The organism is Streptomyces calidiresistens, assembly GCF_014141525.1.
GTDB classification, from domain to species: Bacteria; Actinomycetota; Actinomycetes; order Streptomycetales; family Streptomycetaceae; genus Streptomyces; species Streptomyces calidiresistens.
In genome coordinates, this window is record NZ_VKHS01000104.1 from 1 (window position 1) to 10,576 (window position 10,576).

Sequence of the window (10,576 nt, forward strand, 5' to 3'; positions counted from 1 at the left end):
GCGGAGGGGGCGGTCATGCGGCGGTCGTCCTCGACGGTTCGGTGCGGGGCCGGCCGGGGCCGGGGCGGGATGTTCCGGTTCCCCATTGTCCCGCATGTCCCCCGGGCCCCGGCCGGGCGGTCAGCCGGTGACGGAGCGCACGACCACGACGACCAGGAGGGTCAGCATCCCGAGCGCGCACAGCAGCCAGGGGAGCGGGCCCGAGTCGAGGGCGGCGGTCTCCGGTCCGGGGTCGCTGCACTCCCCGGCCGTGCACACGCCGTGGTCGGCGAGGTGGCGGTCGGCCTTGCCGAGGACGTCGTACTGGGCCACCCGGCTCCAGCCGCAGCTGTCGCATTCGAGGCGGCGCACCTCGCCGAAGCCGCGTCCGATGCGCATGGAGTGCCGGGTCCCGGATTCGGTGGTTCCGGTGACGGTGCCGGTGGTCAGCATCCGTCCTCCCCTGTCTGATTCGGGGCGCCCGGGGTCGGTCGATATCGGCTCGGGACGCCGTTGTCAAGAGGGCCTCAGTGAAGCACAACGCCCGCCCCCGAAAGGCCCGTTGGGGCCCGGGGACGGGCGTTGTGGCAAGGTCGTGACCGAACCGTCACAGGCCCTGATCCGATGAAACGAGAAGCCGCTCACGCACCTGTCGAGATGGCGGATCATCGCCCCATCCGACCACCCGACCATCGGGTCGTCGGATGGGACTCCCGGACGGACCGGCCGGGACCGGCCGCACGGGGTGCCCCCGCTCGCGCCGGGGCGTCGCGGGAGCGACCCTCAGCAACCGATGAGGCGACCCGCCAGGTAGGACTCGATCCGGTCCAGCGAGACGCGCTCCTGCTTCATGCTGTCGCGCTCGCGCACCGTCACCGCGTCGTCCTCGAGGGTGTCGAAGTCGACGGTGACGCAGTACGGGGTGCCGATCTCGTCCTGACGACGGTACCGACGACCGATGGCGCCCGCGTCGTCGAACTCGATGTTCCAGTGCCGGCGCAGGGCGTCGGCCAGCCCGCGCGCCTTCGGGGAGAGCTGCGGATTGCGGGACAGCGGGAGGACCGCCACCTTGACCGGGGACAGGCGCGGGTCCAGGCGCATGACGACGCGCTTCTCCATCTTGCCCTTGGCGTTGGGCGCCTCGTCCTCGACGTAGGCGTCGAGCATGAAGGCGAGCATCGCGCGCCCCACACCGGCCGCGGGCTCGATGACGTAGGGGGTCCAGCGCTCGCCGGCCTCCTGGTCGAAGTAGCTCAGGTCCTGGCCGGAGGCCTTGGAGTGCGAGCTCAGGTCGAAGTCGGTGCGGTTCGCGACACCCTCCAGCTCACCGAACTCCGAGCCCTGGAAGTTGAAGCGGTACTCGATGTCCGCGGTCCGCTTGGAGTAGTGGGACAGCTTCTCCTTCGGGTGCTCGTACCACCGCATGTTGGACTCCTGCATGCCCAGGCCGCGGTACCAGTCCCAGCGCTGCCCCATCCAGTACTCGTGCCACTCCTCGTCCTCGCCCGGCTTGACGAAGAACTCCATCTCCATCTGCTCGAACTCGCGGGTCCGGAAGATGAAGTTGCCCGGCGTGATCTCGTTGCGGAAGGACTTGCCCATCTGGGCGATGCCGAACGGCGGCTTCTTCCGGGAGGTCTGCTGGACCTGCGCGAAGTTGGTGAAGATGCCCTGCGCGGTCTCCGGCCGCAGATACGCCACCGAACCGGAGTCGCGGGTGGGCCCGAGGTGGGTGGAGAGCAGGCCGGAGAACTCCTTGGGCTCGGTGAAGGTGCCCTTGTTGCCGCAGTGGGGGCAGCTCAGATCCGCGAGCCCGCCGGCCGGGGGACGACCGTGCTTCTCCTCGTACGCCTCCTCCAGGTGGTCGGCGCGGAAGCGCTTGTGACAGGAGGTGCACTCGGTGAGCGGATCGGTGAAGGTCGCCACGTGGCCGGACGCCTCCCACACCTCGGTGGCCAGGATGACCGAGGAGTCGATGCCGACCACGTCGTCCCGCGAGGTGACCATGGCGCGCCACCACTGGCGCTTGATGTTCTCCTTCAGCTCGACGCCCAGCGGTCCGTAGTCCCAGGCGGCACGCTGGCCGCCGTAGATCTCGCTGCACGGGTAGACGAAGCCACGGCGCTTGCTGAGGCTGACGATGGTCTCGATCTTGTCGGCTGCCACGGTGCTCTCTTCATGATGGCGATGGAGGCAAGGAATCGCCTCAGATTACCGGCGGTGCGGGGGGCGGCGGCAAATCGGGTCCGGGGGCCCGGACATGATCCTTCCGGCCCGGCCCGGCCGGCCGAAAAGCGCCGTCGGGAGGGATCGGGAGGAACCGGCGGAAGCCGCGAGGAGGCGCCGGTCACAATGCGGTTGAGGAAATTGACAACGGTTTCCATCTCATCTGAAAATGGTCGTCATGACCGCTCACAGAACCCGCCGCTCCCGCCGCACGGCCGTCACCGCCCCGGCCGTCACGACCGCCCTCGCCGTTCTCGCGCTCTCCGCCTGCGGCACCGACGACGGCGCGGCGGAGGACGGGGCCGGGAGCGGGGACACGGGGGGCACCGTGAACACCGTGAACGTGGTCGCCTCGTTCTACCCGATGGAGTTCCTGGCCGAGCGCGTCGGCGGGGAGCACGTCTCGGTCTCCACCCTCACCGAGCCCGGGGTGGAGCCGCACGACCTGGAGCTCTCGCCCCGGCAGGTGGGCGAACTCTCCGAGGCCGACGTGATCGTCTACCTGGCCGGTCTGCAGCCGGCGGTGGACGAGGCCATCGCGCAGTCCGGCGTGGAGCACGTGGCCGAGGCCGGGGAGTTCACCGAACTCTCCGAGTACCGGGGCGACCACAGCCACGACGACGGTCACGGGCACGACGACGACCACGGCCACGAGGACGACGACCACGGCCACGACGACGACCACGGCCACGAGGACGACGACCACGGCCACGGGAACGAGCACAGCACCCACGACCACGACGGCGAGGACGAGGAGCACGGCCACGGCGCCGGGGACGACCACGGCCACGCCCACGGCTCCGAGGACCCGCACGTCTGGCTGAACCCGATCAAGTACGCCGAGGTGGCCGACGGCGTGGCCGAGACCCTCGCCGCCGCCGACCCGGACAACGCCGCCGACTACCGCCGGAACGCCGAGGACCTCACCGACGAGCTGCGCGCCCTGGACGGGGAGTTCGAGGAGGGCCTGGCCAACCGCACCTCCGACGTCTTCATCACCACCCACGCCGCGTTCGGCTACCTCGCCGAGCGCTACGGTCTGCGCGAGGAGTCGATAGCCGGTCTGGACCCGGAGTCCGAGCCCAGCGCCGCCCGGATGCGCGCCCTGCACGACATCGCGGAGGATGAAGGGGTGACCACGGTCTTCTTCGAGACCCTGGCCTCCGACGCCACCGCGCGGACCCTCGCCGACGACCTCGGCCTGGAGACGGACGTGCTGGACCCGCTGGAGGGAATCACCGAGGGGTCCCGGGGCGATGACTACTTCGAGGTCATGCGCGCCAACCTCGAATCCCTCCGCAAGGCCCTCGGCGCCGAGGACTGACATCCAAGCCGGCACCCCCGCGCCGGGGCGACCCGCCCCGGCGCGGCCCCCGGCCCACCACACGGAGCTGTCATGGAGAGCGTCATATCCCTGGAGGGGGTGACCGCCGAACTCGGCGGTCACCCGGTGCTGCGCGGCATCGACCTCGTCGTGCGCGCCGGGGAGGTGGTCGCCCTGCTCGGCGCCAACGGCTCCGGCAAGTCCACCACCGTGCGGGCCGCGGTGGGACGGGTGCCGATCACCGCCGGACGGCTGGAGCTGTTCGGCACCCCGCTGTCCCGCTTCCGCGACTGGCGGCGGGTCGGGTACGTGCCGCAGCGCTCGACGGCCGCGGGCGGCGTCCCCGCCACGGTGCGCGAGGTCGTCGCCGCGGGCCGGCTGGCCCGCCGCGGCCTGCTCCCGCTGCGGCGCGGCGACCACGAGGCGGTGCACCGGGCCCTGGAGACCGTGGGGCTCGCCGATCGGGCCCGGGAGCCGGTGGCCACCCTCTCCGGCGGCCAGCACCAGCGGGTGCTCATCGCCCGGGCACTGACCAACGACCCCGACCTGCTGATCATGGACGAGCCGCTGGCCGGGGTGGACCTGGCCAGTCAGGACGTGCTCGCCGAGACCGTGCGGACCCTGGTCGGACGCGGCGCCGCCGTCCTGCTCGTCCTGCACGAACTGGGGCCGATGGAGCCGTTGATCGACCGCGCCGTGATCCTCTCCGGGGGGCGGGTGGAGCGGATCGTGGAGCACGGCGACCACCTGCCCGACACCCACGCCTGTCATCCGGAGGACGCCCCCGAGCCGTCCGCCGAGCCGCGCCTGCACTCCGGGATCCTGTGATGTCCTTCGCCCTCCCGTCCCTCTCCGGCTCCCCGGTCGGCGCGGCCCTCCCCCCGGTCGACGGGCAGGCGCTGGCGCTGGAGTTCCTGAACTACGCCTTCATGCAGCGGGCCCTGATCGCCGCCCTGGTGATCGGGGTGACCGCCCCGGTGGTCGGCATCTACCTGGTCCAGCGCCGACAGGCCCTGATGGGCGACGGCATCGGGCACGTGGCGCTGACCGGTGTGGCCCTGGGCTTCCTGTTCAACACCAGCCCGGTGTGGATGGCGGTGCTGGTCTCCGCGATCGGCGCGGTCGGCATGGAGCTGCTGCGCCTGTCGGGGAAGGCCCGCGGGGACATCGCCCTGGCGATGCTCTTCTACGGCGGCATGGCCGGCGGTGTGATGATCATCAATCTGGCCCCCGGCGGTTCCACGGCCGGCCTGACCAGCTACCTGTGGGGCTCGGTGACCACCGTCTCGGCCTCCGACATCACCGCCATCGTGATCCTCGCCGCCTTCGTGCTGCTGGTCGGGCTGGGCCTGCGCCGACAACTGTTCTCGGTCTGCCAGGACGAGGAGTTCGCCCGGGTGACGGGGCTGCCGGTGCGGGCGCTGAACCTGCTGCTCGCGGTGACCGCCGCGGCCACCGTGACGGTCGCCATGCGCGTGGTGGGTCTGCTGCTGGTCAGCGCGCTCATGGTGATCCCGGTGGTGGCGGCCCAGCAGGCGACCCGCAGCTACGCCGGGACGCTCGCCGCCGCGTGCGGTTTCGGGGTCCTCGTCTCGGTCTCCGGCACGGTCGCCTCCTACTACGCCGACGTCCCGCCCGGGGCGACGATCGTGCTGATCGCGCTGGGGCTGTTCGCCCTGGCCGCCGCGCTGACCCGGCCGATCGCCCGGCGACGGGCCCGCCGGGCGGAGCTGCCGGTGCCCCCGCCGGGCACCCCCGTCGGGGAGCGCGCGACGGTGCCCGCCCCCGCCGATCCCGACCGCTCCTCCGTCCCCTCCCGGTGATCCCCGCGGCAGCCTGGCACAATGGCAGCCGAGCACGGGAGCCGGGGCGATTTCGGGAGGCAATGGTGGCGACTGCAGGACCGCCGGTCCGCGGCCGGTCCACACGACAGCGCGCGGCGGTGTCCGCGGCACTCGCCGAGGTGGACGAGTTCCGCAGCGCCCAGGAGCTGCACGACATGCTCAAACACCGGGGCGAGTCCGTCGGGCTGACCACGGTCTACCGCACGTTGCAGTCGCTGGCCGACGCCGGGGAGGTGGACGTGCTGCGCACCCGCGAGGGCGAGGCGGTCTACCGCCGGTGCAGCACCGACGACCACCACCACCACCTGGTGTGCCGGACCTGCGGGAAGGCGGTCGAGGTCGAGGGCCCCGCCGTGGAGAGGTGGGCCGACGCCGTCGCGGTCGAGCACGGCTTCGTGGACGTGAGCCACACCGTCGAGGTCTTCGGCACCTGCGGTGACTGCGCCGCGGCACGGAGCGGGCGCGCCTGACCCGACGCCCCCGCGCGTCCATCGGCCCGTTGTCGGATCCGGAGAATTCCGGGGACGGCGACGGGCCGTTGCCGTACCTTTCCGATGACCCACCGCAGGCCCGCCCGTGTCGTTCGGCCGTCCCGCGGGTACCGTCCGGTGGGTACGGCGGAGGTGTCGCCCGGGGCCCCCGGGACGGAGGATGCGGGAGGTGGGGCGTCATGACCCTGGTCACGGCCGATCTGTCGATCTCCCTGGACGGCTACGTCACCGGCCCCCGGCCCTCCCGCGCGGCCCCCCTGGGGCGGGGCGGGGAGCGCCTGCACGAATGGGTTCACCGGCTGGACTCCTGGCGGGACCCGTCCGCCGCCTCCGGCGGTGGGGGCGGGCCGGACGCGGACGTGCTCGCGGAGCGGGCCGAGGGCGTCGGCGCGGTGATCATGGGCGGGCGGATGTTCGCCCACGGCGGGGCCCCGTGGGGGGAGGAGCCGCCCTTCCGCGTCCCGGTGCTGGTCCTGGACCGCACGCCGCGCGAGCCGCTGCGCCGGGGACGCACCCTGTTCCGGTTCGTCACCGGCGGCCCCGCCGAGGCGCTGGCCGAGGCCCGCCGACACTCCGGGGACGGCAAGATCGCGGTGGCCGGCGGAGCGCTGACCGTCCGGCGTTTCCTGCTCGCGGGGCTGGTGGACGACCTGCAGCTGCACCTGGTGCCGATCCTGCTCGGCGGCGGCACCCGCCTGTTCGACGGGCCGGTGCCGGAGGGGATACGGCTGGAACAGACCCGGGTCATCGGTTCGCCGACCGTGACCCATCTGCGCTACCTGGTGCGCCGCTGACCCCTCCGGCGCCGGGCGGACTCAGCCGGCGGGGGTCTCCGCGACACCGTCGGGGGCGGTGATCTCGTTGGGCAGGGCACCGCCGAAGCGGCGGTCCCGGGAGGCGTACTCCAGGCAGGCGTTCCACAGGTGCCGGCGGTCGAAGTCCGGCCACAGGATGTCCTGGAAGACCAACTCGGCGTAGGCGCTCTGCCAGAGCAGATAGTTGGAGGTGCGCTGCTCGCCCGAGGGTCGGATGAACAGGTCCACGTCCGGCATGTCGGCGAAGTACAGGTACCGGGCCAGGGTCTCCTCGGTGACCTTGCGGGGATCCAGCCGTCCGTCGCGCGCGTCGGCGGCCAGCCGGGCGGCGGCGTCGGCGATCTCGGCGCGCCCGCCGTAGTTCACGCACATGTACAGCGTCATGGCGTCGTTGTCGCGGGTGCGCTCCTCGGCGTCCTGGAGCTTGCGGACCACCGACTTCCACAGCCGGGGCTCGCGGCCGGCCCACCGGATCCGCACGCCCATCGCGTCCAGTTCCTCGGTCCGGCGGTCGATGACGTCCCGGTTGAAGCCCATGAGGAACCGCACCTCGTCGGGCGAGCGCTTCCAGTTCTCGGTGGAGAAGGCGTACAGCGAGAGGTTGCGCACGCCCAGCTCCAGGCAGCCCTTGACCACGTCGAGGACGACGGCCTCCCCCCGCCGGTGCCCCTCGGTGCGGGCCAGGCCGCGCTCCTTGGCCCACCGCCCGTTGCCGTCCATGACGATCGCCACGTGACCGGGGATCAGCTCGTCGGGCAGCGCCGGGGGCCGTGCCCCGGAGGGGTGCGGGTCGGGGGCGCGGTACTCGCGACGCGGCCGGGAGGATGTTCCGCGGCGGGCCATGGGGTCACTCCGTGGGGTCGTTCGGACGTCGGGGCGAGCGTAGCCCACCCGTTCCCGTGGCCGGTCGGGGGCGGCCCCGCGCGATCAGCCGGAGGGGGCCGCCGGTCGCACCGGGGGCGGCGGGGCCCCCGCCGGCCGGGCGGTCGGGTCGGCGCGGTCGACGAAGCGCAGGGAGCGCAGCCCCCGTTCCAGATGCCAGTGCAGGTAGGCGGAGACCAGGCCGCTGCCCTCGCGCACGTGGCGGGGCTCGGCGGCGTCGGCGACGGCCCAGTCCCCGGACAGCAGCGCGCCCAGCAGCCGCAGCGCGCCCGGTGAGGGCACCACGCTCCCCGGCACCCGGCAGTCCGCGCACACCGAGCCGCCCGCGGCGACGGAGAAGAACCGGTGGGGACCGGGCATCCCGCAGCGGGCGCAGGCGTCGAAACTGGGGGCGTAACCACCGCACGCCAGGGAGCGCAGCAGGAAGGCGTCCAGCACCAGGCCCGGCGCGTGCTCCCCGGCGGCCAGGGTCCGCAGGCCCCCGACGAGCAGCAGGTACTGCTGGACGTTCGGCTCGCCCTCGTGGTCGGTGAACCGCTCGGCCGTCTCCAGCATCGCCGTGCCGGCGGTGTAGCGCGCGTAGTCCTCCACGATCGGCCGCCCGTGCGCGGCGATGCTCTCCACCTGGGTGCACATCGGCAGGCCCCGTCCGACCAGCTCCGAACCACGCGCGAAGAACTGCACGTCCACGTGGGAGAAGGGCTCCAAACGGGCGCCGAACTTCGATTTGGTGCGCCGTACCCCCCGGGCGACCGCGCGGACCCGGCCGTGCTGCCGGGTCAGCAGGGTGATGATCCGGTCCGCCTCGCCCAGCTTCTGCGTGCGCAGCACCACGCCGTCGTCACGGAAGAGGGTCATGAACCGATTCTCCCCCGGGATTCCCTCGCGGCGCGCCCCGGCCCGGGTGCCCCGGGTTCCCCGCGCCGCTCCCGCCGGGGACCACCAGCCCCGACTCGTAGGCGGCGATCACCAGCTGGGCCCGGTCGCGGACCGGGAGCTTGTTCATGACCCGGCTGACGTGCGTCTTCACCGTCAGCGGGGAGAGCGAGAGGACCTCGGCGATCTCGGCGTTGTTCAGGCCGCGTCCCACCAGCGCCAACACCTGTCGTTCGCGGTCGGTGAGCCGGGCCCGCACGACGGCGCCCACCGGATCGCCGGCGCCGTTCGGCGGCGGGGCGGGCGTGCGCAGCAGGCGGGCGACGAGCCGGGCGGTCGGCCCGGGGGACAGCAGCGCCTCACCGGCGGCGACGGTGCGGATCGCGGTCAGCAGCTCGGCGGGCCGGGTGTCCTTGACCAGGAAGCCGGAGGCACCGGCCCGCAGCGCCTCGATCACGTTCTCGTCGGTCTCGTAGGTCGTGAGCACCAGGACCCGCACGCCCGCCAGGTCCTCGTCCGCGGCGATCAGGCGGGTGGCGGCGATCCCGTCGAGGTCGGGCATCCGGATGTCCATCACCACCAGATCGGCCCGGGCGGAGCGGGCCAGGGCCACCGCCTCGCGGCCCGTCGCGGCCTGGCCGACCACCTCCATGTCGGGGGCGGACTCGACGAGCATGGCGAAGGCGGCGCGGACCAGCGTCTGGTCGTCGGCCAGCAGCACCCGGATCGGGGCCGCTCCCGACGCACCGCCGGGGGCGGCCCCGGCGGCGGTGTCCGTCCCTGCCGTCGTCATGTCGTCAGCCTAGTGCGGCCGGGTTCCCGGCGGCGGGCACCGTCTCCCCCGCCCCCGGTTCCGCCGCCGGTGGGCGCAGCGGCAGGACCGCCCTCACCACGAAGCCGGGGGCGTCGGGACGGGGGCCGGCCTCCAGCGTGCCGCCCACGCTGCGGGCCCGCTCGCGCATACCGGCGATGCCGAAGCCCGGCACGGCGGGGTCCCGGCCGCCGGTGCCCTCCCCCGGGCCCCGCTCCCCGGGCCGGGCGCCCCCGTCGTCGGTGGTGGTGATCCGCAGCGCGTCGTCGGTCCGGTCCAGACACACCCGCACCCGGACCCGCGGCCCGGCGTGCCGGACGGCGTTGGTCAGGGATTCCTGGACGATCCGGTGGGCCGCGGCGGCGAGCACCGCCGGCAGCGGGCCGCCGGCGGCGGGGTCGGCGGGTTCCAGCTCGACGACCGCCCCGCCGGCCCGGGCGGAACGGGCCAGGTCGGTGATGCCCGCCAGGTCCGGCAGGGGGCCGGAGGGCAGCTCCTCGTCCGGTCCCTCCGCGGTGCCGTCCGGCTCGCCGTCGGACCGCAGCACCCGCAGGGTCCGGCGCAGCTCGACCCGGGCGTCCCGACAGGTGTCGGCGATGCCCTCCAGGGAACGCGCCAGCGCCTCCCGGTCCAGCCGGTCGGGGTCGTTGCGCAGCATGTGGGAGGCGACGGCGGTCTGCACCCCGATCAGGGTGATGCCGTGTGCCAGCAGGTCGTGCAGGTCCCGGGCGATGCGCACGCGTTCCTCGGCGACCCGGCGGGCGGCCTCCTCCTCCCGGGTGCGCTCGGCCCGCTCGGCCCGCTCGCGGACGGCGTCCACGAAGTCGCGGTGGATGCGCACCGCCTCCCCGAAGACCAGGACGACCAGCACCCATCCGGCGACCCGCAGCATCTCGACACCGGTGTGGGCGTCCACCGCGGCCATGATCGCCGGCCCGAGCAGCACCACCCCGGCCCCGGCCAGCACGGTGCGGATCCGGGGGCCGCTGACGGCGAGGGTGTAGACCGCGACCACGGAGGCGGGCACGGCGGCGGGGTGGCTGTACCCGAGCGCGTGGTAGGGCCCCACACAGAGCACCACGGCCGTCAGGACGGTCAACGGGTGGCGCCGCCGCCACACCAGGGGCAGGGTCGCGCCGGCCAACAGCAGCCACCCGGTGGCGTCGGGGGCCGCGCCGTCCCGGGACAGCAGGGCGAGAACCGCGGTGAGGAGGGCGACGGCGCCGGTCAGGGCGGCGTCCGAGGGCTCGGGACGGTCGGGTCCCGGATGCCGGCGGGAGCGTCCGCCGCGGTCCGGAGGGGTTTCCCGGCGGGGGGCGGAACGGGGG

The 10,576-nt window shown here is 73.8% G+C and carries 11 protein-coding genes; 5 read left to right on the top strand and 6 right to left on the bottom strand.

What is annotated here, in order from left to right; translation table 11 throughout:
* Positions 1-120: 120 nt before the first annotated feature.
* Both FOE67_RS07095 and FOE67_RS07100 read right to left on the bottom strand, forming a co-directional pair.
* Positions 121-432, bottom strand: coding sequence for a hypothetical protein (locus FOE67_RS07095; protein ID WP_182661605.1), 312 nt, complete (start codon positions 430-432; stop codon positions 121-123).
* A 330-nt stretch (positions 433-762) separates the two neighbouring features.
* Positions 763-2,145, bottom strand: a complete 1,383-nt coding sequence (locus FOE67_RS07100) for a glycine--tRNA ligase (RefSeq protein ID WP_182661607.1) — start codon at positions 2,143-2,145, stop codon at positions 763-765.
* Positions 2,146-2,374: 229 nt separating this feature from the next.
* Between FOE67_RS07100 and FOE67_RS07105 the strand changes: the two genes are divergently transcribed.
* From FOE67_RS07105 to FOE67_RS07125, 5 genes are all read left to right on the top strand, one after another.
* Positions 2,375-3,529, top strand: a complete 1,155-nt coding sequence (locus tag FOE67_RS07105; protein WP_182661609.1) for a metal ABC transporter substrate-binding protein — start codon at positions 2,375-2,377, stop codon at positions 3,527-3,529.
* 72 nt (positions 3,530-3,601) lie between these two features.
* Positions 3,602-4,357 carry a metal ABC transporter ATP-binding protein gene (locus FOE67_RS07110; protein ID WP_182661611.1) on the top strand — a complete coding sequence of 252 codons (756 nt, stop codon included), beginning with the start codon at positions 3,602-3,604 and terminating at the stop codon, positions 4,355-4,357.
* A gap of 77 nt (positions 4,358-4,434) precedes the next feature.
* A complete protein-coding gene (locus FOE67_RS07115; RefSeq protein ID WP_182661625.1) occupies positions 4,435-5,352 on the top strand; it encodes a metal ABC transporter permease in 918 nt (305 codons plus the stop codon).
* Between the two features lie 65 nt (positions 5,353-5,417).
* Complete coding sequence (locus tag FOE67_RS07120) at positions 5,418-5,843, top strand: Fur family transcriptional regulator (protein ID WP_323384406.1); 426 nt, start codon at positions 5,418-5,420, stop codon at positions 5,841-5,843.
* 200 nt (positions 5,844-6,043) lie between these two features.
* Entirely contained in the window at positions 6,044-6,658 is a 615-nt protein-coding gene (locus tag FOE67_RS07125) for a dihydrofolate reductase family protein (RefSeq protein ID WP_182661615.1), read from the top strand.
* A 21-nt stretch (positions 6,659-6,679) separates the two neighbouring features.
* Here the strand turns inward: FOE67_RS07125 and FOE67_RS07130 are convergent, their stop codons facing one another.
* From FOE67_RS07130 to FOE67_RS07145, 4 genes are all read right to left on the bottom strand, one after another.
* Entirely contained in the window at positions 6,680-7,522 is an 843-nt protein-coding gene (locus tag FOE67_RS07130; protein WP_182661617.1) for an isoprenyl transferase, read from the bottom strand.
* 84 nt (positions 7,523-7,606) lie between these two features.
* Positions 7,607-8,419 carry a DNA repair protein RecO gene (recO, locus tag FOE67_RS07135; RefSeq protein ID WP_182661619.1) on the bottom strand — a complete coding sequence of 271 codons (813 nt, stop codon included), beginning with the start codon at positions 8,417-8,419 and terminating at the stop codon, positions 7,607-7,609.
* The gene (locus FOE67_RS07140) at positions 8,403-9,230 is read right to left on the bottom strand and encodes a response regulator transcription factor (protein WP_182661621.1); all 828 of its coding nucleotides are present in this window, start codon (positions 9,228-9,230) and stop codon (positions 8,403-8,405) included. The genes recO and FOE67_RS07140 overlap by 17 nt, the downstream gene beginning before the upstream one ends.
* Positions 9,231-9,234: 4 nt before the next feature.
* Positions 9,235-10,576, bottom strand: a 1,342-nt coding sequence (locus tag FOE67_RS07145; RefSeq protein ID WP_182661624.1) for a sensor histidine kinase, incomplete at its 5' end; no start/stop codon positions are given.